This is a genomic window from Pseudomonas sp. LBUM1658, from assembly GCF_059716055.1.
In genome coordinates, this window is sequence record NZ_CP166798.1 from 5,699,587 (window position 1) to 5,714,156 (window position 14,570).

Genomic DNA, 14,570 nt, shown 5'->3' on the forward strand with positions numbered 1-14,570 from the left:
GATTCTGCTCTTCAAGAAAAGGGATCAAACACAGGTGATGCAGACGGCTGGCGAGAATCAGCCGCGCTCGCCGGTCAGCCACTGCAGCTGGACTTCGTGCTGGCCGCGATCGTCGGTGACGAAAATCGTGCCTTCACTGATCATCACGTCCCACTTGATGACGCGCGGCATATCTTTGGCCAGCACTTCCAGAATCTCTTGCGGCACCGCGGCGATGTTGACGTTTTTCAGGTTTTTCACCGCCGGGATCACTTTGGTTTCCCAGACCCGCAGGCTGCCATAAGCCAGCAAACTGGTGCGCTCGGTACGACGCGAGCACCAGGTCAGGCGATCGGCGTCCGGCTGGCCGACTTCAATCCAGTGCAGGACACGATCATCCAGGCTTTTTTCCCACAGGGCCGGTTCGTCTACTTCTGACAGACCGCGACCAAAGGACAGCTGCTCGTTGTACCAAAAAGCGTAGGCCAGCAGGCGCACGGTCATCCGCTCTTCGGTTTCCGAAGGATGGCGGGCGATGGTCTGTTTGACGCTTTCGTATACCCCACGATCGAGGTCAGTAAGGTTCAGTTCAAACTTGTAAGTCGTGGACGGCTGGGCCATGAACGGGCTTCTTGATACGAGGAAAGGCGGCAAGTCTAACCGATGCACAGGCCAATCAACGAATCCCGAGACTTATCAGTCTTTAGCCAGACAGCCGGGCTATGTTAAAACGCTCTCTCCGTTCAGCCGTTTGCCCTACAGGATTTCCCATGCCGCTTACCGCCAAACCGCTAGCCGGGGTCAAAGTCATCGAACTCGGCACCTTGATCGCCGGGCCTTTCGCATCGCGCATCTGCGGCGAATTCGGCGCCGAGGTGATCAAGGTCGAATCCCCGGATGGCGGCGATCCCTTGCGCAAATGGCGCAAGCTCTATGAAGGGACTTCGCTGTGGTGGTTCGTCCAGGCGCGCAACAAGAAATCCCTGACCTTGAACCTGAAGCACCCGGATGGTCTGGCGATTCTCAAACAACTCCTCAGCGAAGCCGACATCCTCATCGAAAACTTCCGCCCAGGCGTGCTGGAAAAACTCGGCCTCGGCTGGGAGGTTTTGCATGCGCTGAACCCGAAACTGGTGATGGTGCGCCTCTCCGGTTTCGGTCAGACCGGGCCGATGAAGGATCAGCCAGGTTTTGGTGCGGTTGGCGAGTCCATGGGTGGCTTGCGCTACATCACCGGCTTCGAGGACCGGCCACCGGTGCGCACCGGCATTTCCATCGGTGACTCGATTGCCGCGCTCTGGGGCGTGATTGGCGCGCTGATGGCGCTACGTCACCGCGAGGTCAATGGCGGTCAAGGCCAAGTGGTGGATGTCGCGCTCTATGAAGCGATCTTCGCCATGATGGAAAGCATGGTTCCGGAGTTCGACGTCTTCGGTTTTATCCGTGAGCGCACCGGCAACATCATGCCCGGGATCACGCCCTCCTCCATCCACACCACCGCTGATGGCAAGCACGTGCAGATCGGCGCCAATGGCGACGCAATCTTCAAGCGTTTCATGCAGGCGATTGGCCGCACGGATCTGGCCGACGATCCGAGCCTGGGCAGCAACGATGGTCGCGACGGCCGTCGCGATGAAATATACGGGGTGATCGATCGCTGGGTCAGCTCGTTGCCACTGGATGCGGTGATCGAGCAGTTGAATCAGGCCGAAGTACCCGCCAGCCGGATCTTCAGCGCTGAAGACATGTTCAGCGATCCGCAATTTCTCGCCCGGGAAATGTTCCTGCAGGCCAGGCTGCCCGATGGCAAAGCCTTCAAGATGCCAGGTATCGTACCGAAACTCTCGGACACCCCGGGGACATCCGAGTGGGTCGGGCCAGCGCTCGGCGAACATAACGCGCAGGTGCTGAACGATCTTGGCTACGACGCCGAGCAGATCACCCGCCTGCGCGAAGTCGGGGCCATCTAAGCTGAGGTGCTTGTCTTTGATTCGCCTGCTGAGCATTTTTCCGTTGCTGGCGTGCCTGCTGGCAGTGCCAGGGGCGGCTCAGGCCAAGGAGACGCTGACTTGGTTGTTGCGCGACTTGCCGCCTTTGACGATTTTCGAGGGAGCGCAAAAAGGACAGGGAGCGATCGATCAACTGATGCCGCTCCTGATCGCCAGCATGCCGGAATACGAGCACCAGATTGTGCGAGTCAATCGTGCGCGCGGCATGCAAATGCTTCGAGCCCCCTCGTTCACCTGCGACCCTTCGCTGATCTGGAATGAGGAGCGCGCGCAGTGGATCCTGTATTCGATAACGAGCCTCAGGATCATGAGCAACGGCCTGGCAGTGCGCCTTCAAGACCGCGCGGCCCTGGCGCCGTTCATTATCGACGGGAAAGTCGATCTGGCCTCATTGCTGACCGGTAGCGGCAAGAAACTCGGGGTGATTGCCGAGCGCAGTTATGGTCAACCGGTAGACAGCCTGCTGCACCAGGCGGCGGCCGCGGCATTGGCTGCGCACTATGGCAATGACGCGCTGGGCAGCCTGTTGCAAATGCAGCGTCTGGGCCGTTTGACCGCGTTATTGGGCTATTGGCCGGAAATCCGTTACCAGGCACAACAGCAAGGCATATCGCCTGCTGAGCTGGCGTTCTACCCGATCAAGGACACGGAAAAATATCAATCGATTCATGTCGGTTGCTCGGACACCGCACAAGGGCATCAAGCCATCACCCGCATCAACAAGGCCTTGGGCAATTTGCGTCAGGACACACTGAGCGGATTCTATGCCGCCTGGCTTGATCCAGAGATGCGACGCGATTATCTGGCAGACGCCAAGGCATTTTTTCAGGGCTCAGCGGAGCAATGACAAACGCCAGGCAAAAAGAAACCCCGAGAAGTGGGGAGACGACTCGGGGTTAAACGTGGCCTATAAAGACCAGTACAACAAGCTACAAGCACCGGAGCACAATGCTTGATCCTGTTGTATAAAATCTGACTGGTCCGACGGCATTAAGGTTCCCCAAAAACAAAAATCAATTTCTCTTGGCGAACGCCTTGTCCTGTGCGGCGTTGCGCAAAGCGGCAATAACACAGGGCTCGAGACGCCCCTCGGCAATCAACACGTCACGATGCAGGCCGTCGACAACATCTGTCAGCGCACGCTTGTCGGTTAACTGGGCCTGATTGAACTCCCGCTTGACCACAATGGCTCCGGTGGCGTTCTTCAAGGTCACCAGGCATTCGCCATGGGCACCCGACGGGCTCAGGGCTACCTGATATGGGCTCAACGCCTCCCCTAGCAACAGGCTGATACTTTCCATCTCGATCACCATTCAATAGTCCGAAAACAAAGTGCCTAAGGGCGCGTCCACAGCAAATGACCACCGGCCCGAGAAGAAAGTTCGTCACGTTAACCGCAAGCGACTTCCGTCAACGTGAATGGGTAGAGCATGCAGGTGAAAGATGACAAAGAGAAAACAGCTGACCCGGCGTCAATCGGCGCCAGGCCCTTTACGCTCATTACAATCGATCCAGCCCCCTAACAATCCCCGCAACTGCCCATCGGCACTGTAGAACGGGACCGTCCATTGATGGATGTTCAACACGCCGCTCTTGAACTGCAACTGTCGATAAACGAATCGGGGTTTTTGCGTGCTCAGTTGCTCCATGAACTCCCTATGCAGCTGTTCGGCCATCTCCCTGGGAAGGACATCGACCTCAGTCAACCGGCGCCCCCGTACCTGATCCTGGCGAACCGATAACTGCGCTTCGTAGCTTTTGTTGCACATGACCAGGCGCGCTTCCAGGTCGCGGACAAAAACCGGATTGGGAATGGCATCGAGCAGCACGCACTCAAAAGCCAGTTGATCCTGGAGTTGTTTTTCGACCTTGAGACGCAGTTGCACCTGATGCTCGAACCGACGATTCCAGACCAGGGAAATCAATCCAAACACTATGGCGATAGCCGCACCCCAACACATCCAGGGCGAAACTCGCTGCCATGGGGACAGCGGAGCCGCTGGAGCAATGTCGGGAAACCACTTCTGGCGAATGGCACGCAGCTCGGCGGCGGTGAACGCATCGAGAGCCTTGTTGAGGATGCTCAACAATTGGGGCTGGCCTTTACGGATCGCCAGATGATCGGGCGCCCATTTGCCTTCCACGGGTTGTCCTACCTTGAGTTGGCCTAGCGCAGCGAAATCCGCCCTCGTCCCGTTCTCGATGGTGACATCCGCCTCGCCACTTTCTACCAGGGCCCGGGCTTCGGCAAAGGTCTTGACCGAGCGCAGACGAATATCCGGATAGTCACGTCTGATGCTGGCCTCCAGAGCATGCCGTTCAGGCAGCACCAGAACTCTGCCTGAGAGTTGATCCAGGGAAATCCAGGGGGAATCGTCTGCCCGGATCACGAAGACCCAATGCCCCCCGCCAAAGGCAAGACTAAAGTCGAGAAACGCCTTGCGCTCGTCATTTATCGCCAGGGTGGTGCTCATATCGGCCTTGCCACTTTTCAGCAGCTCGAGCATCTGAGCGCTGGAAAAGGTTTCCTCATGGATGAACTGCAAACCCGTCAGCGATGAAATGCGCCTGAGGATATCGCTGTTCAATCCATCCCACTGCCCGCGCTTGTCCTTGAACAGATACAGCGGGTATTGCAGCGAAGCCACTATGACTTGAGGGTGTTCACGGATCCATTCCAGCTCTGCCGCATCAAGCCGGGGCCCTTTGCCGGCGATAGAAGTCTCGGGAGCAAAGGATCCACCGTGAACCGCCAGGGCGGGATGGCCGAAAGCAATCGCTGCGAAAAACAACCACCGGCACAGGCCTGGTTTGAACCCGAATAAAAACCGCATTGCCACTCACCTCACTGCCACACGCCCGCCTTCAATGGCGAAACTACGACAAGTGTGGCACGCAGAAATGAAAAAGCCCGTCAGGAGACGGGCTTCAATGTGACAGTTTTAGTCAATCAAAGGGGTTTGCCGCGGTTGCCATGCTGACTGACAAAGGCCTGTACGGCTTTGAGGTCATTGGCCAGCACAGTGCAGCGTTCATCTCGATCGAACAAATCAGCAAGATGAGCCGGCAGTTCAAGGGCTTTTCCTACCCCGGCTTTTTCCACGGCTTCAGGGAACTTGACCGGGTGAGCGGTTCCCAGAATCACCATCGGAATATCCAGGCTGCGACGGCACTCGCGGGCAGCCTTGACGCCGATGGCCGTATGCGGATCGAGCAACTCACCCGTCTGGGCGAAGACTTCAGCGATGGTTTCGCAGGTTTGCGCATCATCGACCGCCAGCGAATCGAACAGCTTGCGCGTTTCGGTCCAGCGCTCGTCGTCGACGCTGAAACCGCCGCCCTGCTTGAAGGTTTCCATCAAGCCGGCCAGCGCAGCGCCGTTACGACCGTGCATGTCGAACAACAGACGTTCGAAGTTCGACGAGACCATGATGTCCATCGACGGCGACAGGGTCGCGTGCAGGGTTTGCTTGACGTACTGATTGCCGCTCATGAAGCGGTGCAGGATATCGTTGCGGTTGGTGGCGACGATCAATTGATTGATCGGCAGGCCCATGTTGCGTGCCAGGTAACCGGCGAAGATATCGCCGAAGTTGCCGGTCGGCACCGAGAACGATACCGAACGGGCCGGGCCGCCCAGCTGCAGGGACGCATGGAAGTAATAAACGATCTGGGCCATGATCCGCGCCCAGTTGATCGAGTTTACCGCGACCAGGCGCGTGCCCTTGAGGAAGCTCTGGTCGGCGAAGCTGGCCTTGACCATTTCCTGGCAGTCATCGAAGTTGCCTTCGATGGCGATATTGTGGATGTTCTCGCCGAAGATAGTCGTCATCTGCCGACGCTGAACTTCGGACACGCGGTTGTGCGGGTGCAGGATAAAGATATCGACGTTTTCGCAGTGCTTGCAGCCTTCGATCGCCGCCGAACCGGTATCACCGGAAGTGGCACCGATGATGACCACGCGTTCGCCGCGTTTTTCCAGCACGTAGTCGAGCAGGCGACCCAGCAATTGCAGGGCAAAGTCCTTGAACGCCAGGGTTGGGCCATGGAACAGTTCGAGCACCCATTCGTTGCCGTTCAGCTGACGCAACGGCGCCACGGCACCGTGGGAGAACACTGCATAGGTTTCTTCGAGAATCTTTTTGAAATCGGCATCCGGAATACTGCCGGTAACGAACGGGCGCATCACCCGGTACGCCAGTTCGTGGTACGGCAGACCGGCCCAGGAAGCGATTTCTTCCTGGGTGAAGCGTGGCAGGTTTTCCGGCACGTAAAGGCCGCCGTCGCTGGCCAGACCGGCCAACAGGACTTCTTCGAAATTCAGGGCCGGTGCCTGGCCGCGGGTACTGATATAGCGCATGGTTTCAAACCTTCGGTTTGAGCTTCAAGCCTTGAGCTTCAAGCTGCAAGCTGAGCGTCACTGGCTTCTGGCTTGCAGCTTGCAGCTGATTGCTTGCAGCTGCTTTAGTTAAGATGCTCGACGCGGATCCGTACGACCGGACCGACCACATCCTGCAACGCTTCCAGGGCAGTGATCGCATCATTCATGCGCTGTTCCAGCACACGGTGGACCAGCAGGATCATCGGCACCAGGCCGTCGTGTTCCTCGACTTCTTTCTGCATGATCGATTCGATGTTGATGCCACGCTCCGACAGGATACTCGCGACCTGGGCCAATACGCCCGGATGGTCCTTGGCCTGGATACGCAGGTAGTAGGCACTTTCGCAAGCTTCGATCGGCAGGATCGGATGGGCCGACAGCGAGTCCGGCTGGAAGGCCAGGTGCGGGACGCGGTTTTCCGGGTCCGAGGTCATGGCGCGAACCACGTCCACCAGATCGGCGATCACCGAGGAGGCCGTCGGCTCCATGCCGGCGCCGGCGCCGTAGAACAGCGTCGAGCCCGCGGCGTCGCCGTTGACCATGACCGCGTTCATCACGCCATTGACGTTGGCGATCAGACGATCGGCCGGGATCAGCGTCGGATGCACACGCAGTTCGATACCGCTGGCGGTGCTGCGTGCTACGCCCAGGTGCTTGATGCGATAGCCCAGGGCTTCAGCGTAGTTCACGTCGGCAGTGGTCAGCTTGGTGATGCCTTCGGTGTAGGCCTTGTCGAATTGCAGCGGGATACCAAAAGCGATGGACGCCAGGATCGTCAGCTTGTGCGCGGCATCGATGCCTTCGACGTCGAAGGTCGGATCGGCTTCGGCGTAACCCAGGGCTTGCGCCTCGGCCAGTACGTCTTCGAAGGTCCGGCCTTTTTCACGCATCTCGGTGAGGATGAAGTTGCCGGTGCCGTTGATGATCCCGGCGACCCAGTTGATGCGGTTTGCCGACAGACCTTCACGAATCGCCTTGATCACCGGGATGCCACCAGCCACGGCGGCTTCGAACGCAACGATCACGCCCTTCTCGCGAGCCTTGGCGAAAATTTCGTTGCCGTGAACGGCGATCAGCGCCTTGTTCGCGGTGACCACGTGCTTGCCGTTCTCGATCGCCTTGAGCACCAGTTCACGGGCCACGGTGTAACCACCGATCAACTCGATGACGATATCGATTTCAGGGTTGGTCGCGACAGCAAAGACATCGTTGGTAATGGGGGTACCGGTAATCTCGCACAGGGGGTTTGGCGTACGCATGGCAATTTGTGCCACTTCGATTCCACGCCCGGCACGGCGGGCAATCTCCTCGGCGTTACGCTGAAGTACGTTGAAGGTGCCGCCACCGACGGTACCTAACCCACAGATGCCTACTTTGACCGGATTCACTCTGAACTCCCCATGAAACGGCCGACTCAAGGTCGGCCGTGGAAAACAGCCGCACAGCGCGCGGCTCTCTATTAATGGAACGACGACCACTGTCACCGCACCATGATCGTCAACGGCTTAGCGTGACGATGCAGGATTATTTCGCACCCAGTGCCAGTTTGGCGACTTGTGGCGCAGGCTGATAGCCCGGAATCACTTGGCCATCGGCCAAAACGATGGCCGGTGTACCGTTTACACCAATGGACTGACCGATTTCAAACTGTTTGGAAACCGGATTGGCGCACTTGGCGGCTTTGATTTCCGTGCCGTCGACCATCTTGTCCATGGCCGCTTTCTTGTCTTTCGAGCACCAGACCGCTTGCAGCTGCTCGTCACCCGGCGAACCCAGGCCCTGACGCGGGAAGGCGACGTAACGCACCTCGATACCCATTTTGTTCAGCTCAGGCACTTCGGCATGCAACTTGTGGCAGTACGGGCAAGTGGTGTCGGTGAATACCGTGATGTGCGACTTGGTTTCGCCGATGGCCGGATAAACCACAGTTTCAGCGACCGGGATGCCGTTAATCAACTTGGAAACGCCCAGACGCTCGGTTTTTTCGGTCAGGTTGACCGGCTTGCCGTCCTTGAGCTGGAACATGTAACCCTGCATGACGAACTGGCCGTCGGCACTGGCGTACAGCACACGGCTGCCTTTGAGTTTGACTTCATACAGGCCGGCCAACGGGCTGGCAGTGATGGTATCGACTGGCACTTCGAGTTGCAGGTTATCGAGGCTCTTGCGAATAGCTTGCTCGGCGGCCTGATCGGCCACCGCAAAGGTACTGACCAACGCAATGGCTGCGGCGGCGAAAATCTGGGTCACGCGCATGGGAACTCCTGAAGGCGGACAAATGGGACGGTTGGAACGCCGGTACAGAAACATCGGGTTTTAGCCGCCCACTGTGCAAACCGGCAAAGCCTACCACATAAGCCTTGCGGGGCCGACTGCGGCTGACGCAAGAGCATTGTAAGCGGTCGTTTATCGCTCAACCGCGCGGGTGGTGTTTGGCATGCAAATCTTGCAGCCGGGCGCGAGCGACGTGGGTGTAGATCTGCGTAGTCGACAGATCGCTGTGACCAAGCAGCATCTGCACCACCCGCAGGTCGGCACCGTGATTGAGCAGATGGGTCGCAAAGGCATGGCGCAAGGTATGCGGAGACAAGGATTTGCCGATCCCGGCGACTTTTGCCTGGTGCTTGATCCGGTGCCAGAACGTTTGCCGGGTCATCTGTTCGCCACGCTGGCTGGGAAACAGCACATCGCTGGGGCGCCCGCCCAACAGCTCGTCCCGAGCGTCGCGCATGTAACGCTCGACCCAGACGATCGCCTCCTCGCCCATCGGCACCAACCGCTCCTTGCTGCCCTTGCCCATCACCCGCAGCACGCCCTGACGCAGATTGACTTGCTCCAGGGTCAGGCTGATCAGTTCAGTCACCCGCAAACCACAGGCGTACAGCACTTCGAGCATGGCGCGATCACGCTGACCGATGACCTCACTCAGATCCGGCGCCGCCAGCAGCGCTTCAACATCGGCTTCAGACAAGGATTTGGGCAATGGTCTGCCCAGCTGCGGCATATCGATCTGCAAGGTCGGATCGAGTGCAATCAGCTTTTCCCGCAGCAAGTACCGATAAAAGCCACGTACGCCCGAGAGAAAACGTGCAGTTGAGCGCGGCTTATAGGCTTGTTCCAGGCGCCAGGCAAGGTGATCGAGAATCAGCTCGCGACCGGCGTTGAGCAACTCCAGGCCCTGCTCCTGCAGCCAGCCGTTGAACAGCGCAAGATCACTGCGATAGGCGTCACGGGTATTTTCGGCAAGGCCTTTCTCCAGCCATAAGGCATCGAGAAACTGGTCTATCAGGGGATGGTCGATGGCAGGCATGAGCACTCAGGATTCGCAAGCTCAAGGCCGCGGGTGAACAGATAGTGAACCGGGTTGATGGGCTCTAGTCTTTCATAGCCAGTTGTTTCAAGGAACAGGGAGAGTCCCCAAAAAATCGTCCGGCCCCAAGATCAAAAGATCGCAGCCTGCGGCAGCTCCTACGAGGGGGATCGGTGAATCGACGGGAAACGCGGTCCGCGCAGGCTGCGATCTTGGCGATCTAAAAAACGGGCAACAAAAAAGCAGCCCGCGGGCTGCTTTTTTTACATCGAGAAAGCTGGACTTAAGCCAGTTTTTCCTTGATGCGAGCTGCTTTACCGGACAGGTCACGCAGGTAGTACAGCTTGGCTTTACGTACGTCACCGCGACGTTTAACGGCCATGCTGTCGATTTGCGGGCTGTAGGTCTGGAAAGTACGCTCTACGCCAACACCGTTGGAGATTTTACGAACGGTGAATGCACTGTTTACGCCGCGGTTACGCTTGGCGATTACAACGCCTTCGAACGCTTGCAGACGCGAACGGTCGCCTTCCTTCACTTTCACCTGAACGACAATAGTGTCGCCCGGGGCAAAGGTAGGGATCTCTTTGGTCATCTGCTCTGCTTCGAGTGCAAGAATGATTTTGTTAGTCATGCTGTGCTCCTAAGGTAAATCGTCGGATCTACCATCGATACGTTGTTAACTATCGTCCCGCTCGCGGATGTATTCCTCGAGCAGCTTCTTCTCTTCTCCAGAAAGCGAGCGGCTTTCCAGAAGATCGGCGCGTCGTTCAGAGGTCCGACCAAGGGACTGCTGTAAACGCCAACGCCGGATATGTGCGTGATTGCCACTAAGCAACACGTCGGGAACACGCTGATCCGCATACACCTCCGGTCGGGTGTAATGCGGGCAATCCAGCAGACCATCCGTAAAGGAATCTTCCTCGGCGGAGTCCGCATGCCCTAAAGCTCCAGGCAGCAGTCGTGTAACCGCATCTATCAGGACCATCGCCGGCAGCTCGCCACCGGACAGTACATAGTCGCCAATTGACCACTCTTCATCGACATGAGCTTCAATAAATCGCTCGTCAATGCCTTCATAGCGGCCGGCAATCAGGATTAATGCTTCCTCATTCGCCAACTCGTGTACCGCCGACTGAGTCAGTCGTCGGCCTTGGGGCGACAGGTAAATTACCTTCGCCGCCTCCCCGGCTGCCTGCCTGGCCTGAACCAGAGCATCTTCCAGGGGCTTGATCTTCATCACCATGCCCGGACCACCGCCAAATGGGCGATCGTCCACAGTGTGATGTCGATCCGTCGTGTAGTCTCGCGGATTCCAACAGGTCAGCTGCAAGAGCCCCTGTTTCACCGCACGACTGGTGATGCCGTACTCGCTGATGGCGGAGAACATCTCGGGAAACAAACTGATCACTTCTACGCGCAAATTAGCCACGCTTAGAAGTCCGCATCCCATTCCACCTTCATCTCGCCCGCTGCCAGGTCGACGGCCAACACGCATTGCTCGGTATAGGGCAACAGGCGTTCGCGATCATCCAGGCTGCCAGCGCAAGGCTTGACCACCATTACATCATTCGAGCCAGTCTCCAGCAGGTGATCGATCTTCCCGAGCAATTGCCCGAGTTGGTCAATAACCTTGAGGCCTTCCAGCTGGTACCAGTAGTACTCGCCGTCGGTCAGATCAGGAAACAGGTTACGCGGCACGCAGATTTCGAAACCGGCCAGAAGACGAGCTTCTTCACGATCATCGAGACCCTTGAGCTTTGTGACCAGAAACTTGCCGTTATGTACACGGCCGCTGACCAGCTCTACCTGTCGTACATCGCCTTCGCGCTTGAGCGTCCAGGTCTTGTAATCCAACAGGTTTCCAATCGGATCGGTAAAGGAAAAGACCTTCACCTCGCCGCGAACGCCATGAATGGAGTAAATCTTGCCGATAACGATCAAATCATCAGCAATGGCAGGCGTCGCGTTCATATTGCTCAGGCCGCAGCCTTAGCCGAATCCTTCAACAACTGAGCAACACGCTCAGAAGGTTGTGCACCAACGCTCAGCCAGTAGGCTACGCGCTCTTGGTTCACGGACAGGCGGACTTCTTGACCACGAGCGATCGGGTTGAAGAAACCAACTTGTTCTTTGTGCGAACCGTCGCGTGGATTGCGGCTGTCGGTCACGGTCAAGTGGTAAAACGGGCGCTTTTTGGAGCCGCCAAGGGCAAGACGGATTGTTAGCATGTGAACATCGTTCCTGTAGTCGGTGCTGCAAATCTAAATGCACAGCGGGCATAGGTGCCCGAAAGGCCGCATATTCTAAGGAATATCCGGACTTTTGCAAATGTCTTTTTCCGGCGCCTATCGGCATGCCATCAAGATTTGCTATAGAGCCGTTGCGAACAACGGCAGGTCAGCTCCCGCCAAGCGCGGGTTTGCTGGAGATCCCACGTCCGTGTGGGGCAGCGCCGACATGACTGTCGACGCGAAACTTTTACCTTTTCGGCATACCGCCGCCGGGCAACATTCCGCCCATGCCGCGCATCATTTTCGCCATTCCGCCTTTGGCGGAGAATTTCTTCATCATCTTCTGCATCTGCTTGTGCTGCTTGATCAAGCGACCGATGTCCTGCACCTGAGTGCCGGATCCCATGGCAATCCGACGCTTGCGCGAACCGCTGATCAGCTCAGGGTCGCGGCGCTCGGCCGGGGTCATGGAGTTGATGATGGCTTCCATCTGCTTGAACTGCTTCTCTGCCGCACCCTGGGCATTGCCCATCTGCGCCAGATTCACTCCGCCGATGTTCGGCAGTTTGTCCATCAGGCCGCCGAGGCCGCCCATATTCTTCATTTGTTGCAGTTGATCGCGGAAGTCTTCGAGATCGAAGCCTTTACCTTTCTTGAGCTTTTTCGCCAGCTTGTCGGCTTTGTCTTTATCGAGGGTCTGTTCGGCCTGCTCGATAAGGCTGAGCACGTCGCCCATGCCAAGAATACGCGAAGCGATCCGCTCCGGGTGGAACGGTTCGAGCGCATCGCTCTTCTCGCCCATACCGATGAACTTGATCGGCTTGCCGGTGATTGCACGAACCGACAATGCGGCACCACCACGGGCGTCACCGTCGACCTTGGTCAGGATCACCCCGGTCAGCGGCAGCGCATCGCCAAAGGCCTTGGCGGTGTTGGCGGCATCCTGGCCGGTCATGGCGTCGACCACGAACAGCGTTTCGACCGGTTTGATCGCCGCGTGCAGGGCCTGGATCTCACCCATCATCTCGGCGTCGATGTGCAGACGACCGGCGGTATCGACGATGACCACATCGATGAATTTGAGTCGGGCTTCCTTGATCGCCGCTTCAGCGATCGCTACCGGCTTCTGGCTGAGATCGGACGGGAAGAAGGTTACGCCGACTTCACCGGCGAGCATTTCCAGCTGTTTGATCGCCGCCGGACGGTAGACGTCCGCCGACACCACCATCACGCTCTTCTTCTTGCGCTCTTTGAGGAAACGCGCAAGTTTACCGACAGTGGTGGTTTTACCCGCACCCTGCAGACCGGCCATCAACACCACGGCTGGCGGCACAGCGCTCAGATTCAGGTCTTCATTGGCCGCGCCCATCAGGCTTTCGAGTTCGGCCTGAACGATCTTCACGAAGGCCTGGCCCGGCGTCAGGCTGCGCGACACCTCGGTGCCGACAGCGCGCTCCTTGACCGCATGGACGAAGTCTTTGACCACCGGCAAGGCGACGTCAGCTTCGAGCAACGCCATGCGCACTTCGCGCAGGGTGTCTTTGATATTGTCCTCGGTCAGCTTGGCCTTGCCGGTGACATGGCGCAGCGTCTGCGAGAGACGGTCGGTTAGGTTTTCAAACATGCGCGATCCTTTCAGGCCCTATGGTAGACCGAGGTAATGGCGGCCCAGCCCGTGAAAAACATGTGCTCGGCGAGCCTGCGGCGTGGGCAGGTCGCGGATTATAGCGAAGACTGGGGCTGGCGGACACCTCGCTGTCTGGTTCTGTGGTCTTTCGTGTCATGTGGGTTCTATGCCAAACTCAATGCCTTTCGGGCTTGCCTAACAGGATTTATGCTCCCCTTGTCACCCAGTTTGCTAACCACTCTCGCCGCCGCCTGCTTATATGCCGCTGCGACCCTCTATCAAGGCTCTCGTCTGGCCATGGGCGCCAAGGCGAACAAACGCCTGCTGGTCACGCTCGGCTTCCTCGCCGTGCTGGCCCATAGCGCCAGTCTTTTCAACCATCTGATGACGCCGATCGGCCTGGGCCTGGACTTTTTCAGCGCTGCCAGCCTGATTGCCGTCGCGGTGATCGCGTTGACGCTGCTGGCCTGCTCGCGGATCCCGGTGGAAAATCTGCTTTTGTTGCTGCTCCCGCTGGGGCTGGCCACGGTGTTGCTGGCGCAGTTCGCACCATCGGGCACGGTGCAGGTGATCGATGAGGCTCCAGGGATTCTGGCGCACATCCTGCTTTCGATCCTGGCCTATGGCATGTTCACCATTGCGATGTTCCAGGCCTTGCTGCTGCTGGTCCAGGATCACCGACTCAAGCACAAGCATCCGTCCGGGCTGATCAAGAACTTCCCGCCGTTGCAAACCATGGAAAGCCTGTTGTTCGGCTTCCTGTGGGCCGGCTGGACGCTGCTGTCGCTGTCGCTGATTTCCGGTTGGCTGTTCGTCGAGAACCTGTTTGCCCAGCACCTGGTACACAAAACCCTCCTTGCATGCCTGGCCTGGATCGTCTTCAGCGTGCTGCTGTGGGGCCGCAACCGCCTCGGCTGGCGCGGACACAAGGCCATTCGCTGGACCCTTGCCGGTTTCTGCCTGCTGATGCTGGCGTATTTCGGCAGCAAGCTGGTCCGCGAATACATCCTGCATGTCTGACGGGCAGTAA

General features: G+C 58.0%; 15 protein-coding genes. 3 read left to right on the top strand and 12 right to left on the bottom strand.

Annotated features, from left to right (window positions below; all coding sequences use genetic code 11):
• Positions 1-57: 57 nt before the first annotated feature.
• Positions 58-600, bottom strand: a complete 543-nt coding sequence (locus ACA064_RS26340) for a YaeQ family protein (protein WP_419116244.1) — start codon at positions 598-600, stop codon at positions 58-60.
• A gap of 149 nt (positions 601-749) precedes the next feature.
• Here ACA064_RS26340 and ACA064_RS26345 point away from each other — a divergent pair, with 149 nt between their 5' ends.
• Together ACA064_RS26345 and ACA064_RS26350 are read left to right on the top strand one after the other, a co-directional pair.
• Positions 750-1,949 carry a CaiB/BaiF CoA transferase family protein gene (locus tag ACA064_RS26345; protein WP_497670742.1) on the top strand — a complete coding sequence of 400 codons (1,200 nt, stop codon included), beginning with the start codon at positions 750-752 and terminating at the stop codon, positions 1,947-1,949.
• A 1-nt stretch (position 1,950) separates the two neighbouring features.
• Positions 1,951-2,835: a TIGR02285 family protein gene (locus tag ACA064_RS26350; RefSeq protein ID WP_497674333.1), complete on the top strand. Its 885-nt coding sequence runs from the start codon at positions 1,951-1,953 to the stop codon at positions 2,833-2,835.
• A gap of 166 nt (positions 2,836-3,001) precedes the next feature.
• On the opposite strand, the gene ACA064_RS26355 is transcribed toward ACA064_RS26350, so the two are convergent.
• From ACA064_RS26355 to ffh, 11 genes are all read right to left on the bottom strand, one after another.
• Positions 3,002-3,289: a DUF3509 domain-containing protein gene (locus tag ACA064_RS26355; protein WP_497670743.1), complete on the bottom strand. Its 288-nt coding sequence runs from the start codon at positions 3,287-3,289 to the stop codon at positions 3,002-3,004.
• A 171-nt stretch (positions 3,290-3,460) separates the two neighbouring features.
• The gene (locus tag ACA064_RS26360; protein WP_497670744.1) at positions 3,461-4,822 is read right to left on the bottom strand and encodes a transporter substrate-binding domain-containing protein; all 1,362 of its coding nucleotides are present in this window, start codon (positions 4,820-4,822) and stop codon (positions 3,461-3,463) included.
• A 116-nt stretch (positions 4,823-4,938) separates the two neighbouring features.
• Positions 4,939-6,348, bottom strand: coding sequence for a threonine synthase (thrC, locus tag ACA064_RS26365; RefSeq protein WP_497670745.1), 1,410 nt, complete (start codon positions 6,346-6,348; stop codon positions 4,939-4,941).
• Positions 6,349-6,452: 104 nt separating this feature from the next.
• Positions 6,453-7,757, bottom strand: coding sequence for a homoserine dehydrogenase (locus tag ACA064_RS26370; RefSeq protein WP_497670746.1), 1,305 nt, complete (start codon positions 7,755-7,757; stop codon positions 6,453-6,455).
• 136 nt (positions 7,758-7,893) lie between these two features.
• Positions 7,894-8,625, bottom strand: coding sequence for a thioredoxin fold domain-containing protein (locus ACA064_RS26375; protein WP_497670747.1), 732 nt, complete (start codon positions 8,623-8,625; stop codon positions 7,894-7,896).
• Between the two features lie 157 nt (positions 8,626-8,782).
• Positions 8,783-9,679 carry a site-specific tyrosine recombinase XerD gene (xerD, locus tag ACA064_RS26380; RefSeq protein WP_497670748.1) on the bottom strand — a complete coding sequence of 299 codons (897 nt, stop codon included), beginning with the start codon at positions 9,677-9,679 and terminating at the stop codon, positions 8,783-8,785.
• A 283-nt stretch (positions 9,680-9,962) separates the two neighbouring features.
• On the bottom strand, positions 9,963-10,313 hold the full coding sequence (rplS, locus tag ACA064_RS26385; RefSeq protein ID WP_003175895.1) for a 50S ribosomal protein L19: 351 nt from the start codon (positions 10,311-10,313) through the stop codon (positions 9,963-9,965).
• A 45-nt stretch (positions 10,314-10,358) separates the two neighbouring features.
• Positions 10,359-11,132, bottom strand: a complete 774-nt coding sequence (gene trmD / locus ACA064_RS26390; protein ID WP_497670749.1) for a tRNA (guanosine(37)-N1)-methyltransferase TrmD — start codon at positions 11,130-11,132, stop codon at positions 10,359-10,361.
• A complete protein-coding gene (gene rimM / locus ACA064_RS26395; protein WP_150804713.1) occupies positions 11,114-11,653 on the bottom strand; it encodes a ribosome maturation factor RimM in 540 nt (179 codons plus the stop codon). The genes trmD and rimM overlap by 19 nt, the downstream gene beginning before the upstream one ends.
• Positions 11,654-11,658: 5 nt before the next feature.
• Positions 11,659-11,910 carry a 30S ribosomal protein S16 gene (gene rpsP / locus ACA064_RS26400; protein ID WP_025854836.1) on the bottom strand — a complete coding sequence of 84 codons (252 nt, stop codon included), beginning with the start codon at positions 11,908-11,910 and terminating at the stop codon, positions 11,659-11,661.
• Between the two features lie 250 nt (positions 11,911-12,160).
• Entirely contained in the window at positions 12,161-13,537 is a 1,377-nt protein-coding gene (ffh, locus tag ACA064_RS26405; RefSeq protein WP_150641496.1) for a signal recognition particle protein, read from the bottom strand.
• 210 nt (positions 13,538-13,747) lie between these two features.
• On the opposite strand from ffh, the gene ACA064_RS26410 reads away from it, so the two are divergent.
• The gene (locus ACA064_RS26410) at positions 13,748-14,560 is read left to right on the top strand and encodes a cytochrome C assembly family protein (RefSeq protein WP_497670750.1); all 813 of its coding nucleotides are present in this window, start codon (positions 13,748-13,750) and stop codon (positions 14,558-14,560) included.
• Positions 14,561-14,570 lie beyond the last annotated feature (10 nt).

Bases quoted from the DNA above. Each gene is read 5' to 3' on its own strand.
- thrC (WP_497670745.1), bottom strand. From the start codon at position 6,348: ATGCGCTATATCAGTACCCGCGGCCAGGCACCGGCCCTGAATTTCGAA.
- ACA064_RS26345 (WP_497670742.1), top strand. From the start codon at position 750: ATGCCGCTTACCGCCAAACCGCTAGCCGGGGTCAAAGTCATCGAACTC.
- ACA064_RS26360 (WP_497670744.1), bottom strand. From the start codon at position 4,822: ATGCGGTTTTTATTCGGGTTCAAACCAGGCCTGTGCCGGTGGTTGTTT.
- ACA064_RS26410 (WP_497670750.1), top strand. From the start codon at position 13,748: ATGCTCCCCTTGTCACCCAGTTTGCTAACCACTCTCGCCGCCGCCTGC.
- ffh (WP_150641496.1), bottom strand. From the start codon at position 13,537: ATGTTTGAAAACCTAACCGACCGTCTCTCGCAGACGCTGCGCCATGTC.
- ACA064_RS26340 (WP_419116244.1), bottom strand. From the start codon at position 600: ATGGCCCAGCCGTCCACGACTTACAAGTTTGAACTGAACCTTACTGAC.
- rpsP (WP_025854836.1), bottom strand. From the start codon at position 11,910: ATGCTAACAATCCGTCTTGCCCTTGGCGGCTCCAAAAAGCGCCCGTTT.
- ACA064_RS26375 (WP_497670747.1), bottom strand. From the start codon at position 8,625: ATGCGCGTGACCCAGATTTTCGCCGCCGCAGCCATTGCGTTGGTCAGT.
- xerD (WP_497670748.1), bottom strand. From the start codon at position 9,679: ATGCCTGCCATCGACCATCCCCTGATAGACCAGTTTCTCGATGCCTTA.
- rplS (WP_003175895.1), bottom strand. From the start codon at position 10,313: ATGACTAACAAAATCATTCTTGCACTCGAAGCAGAGCAGATGACCAAA.
- rimM (WP_150804713.1), bottom strand. From the start codon at position 11,653: ATGAACGCGACGCCTGCCATTGCTGATGATTTGATCGTTATCGGCAAG.
- trmD (WP_497670749.1), bottom strand. From the start codon at position 11,132: ATGGGATGCGGACTTCTAAGCGTGGCTAATTTGCGCGTAGAAGTGATC.
- ACA064_RS26355 (WP_497670743.1), bottom strand. From the start codon at position 3,289: ATGGAAAGTATCAGCCTGTTGCTAGGGGAGGCGTTGAGCCCATATCAG.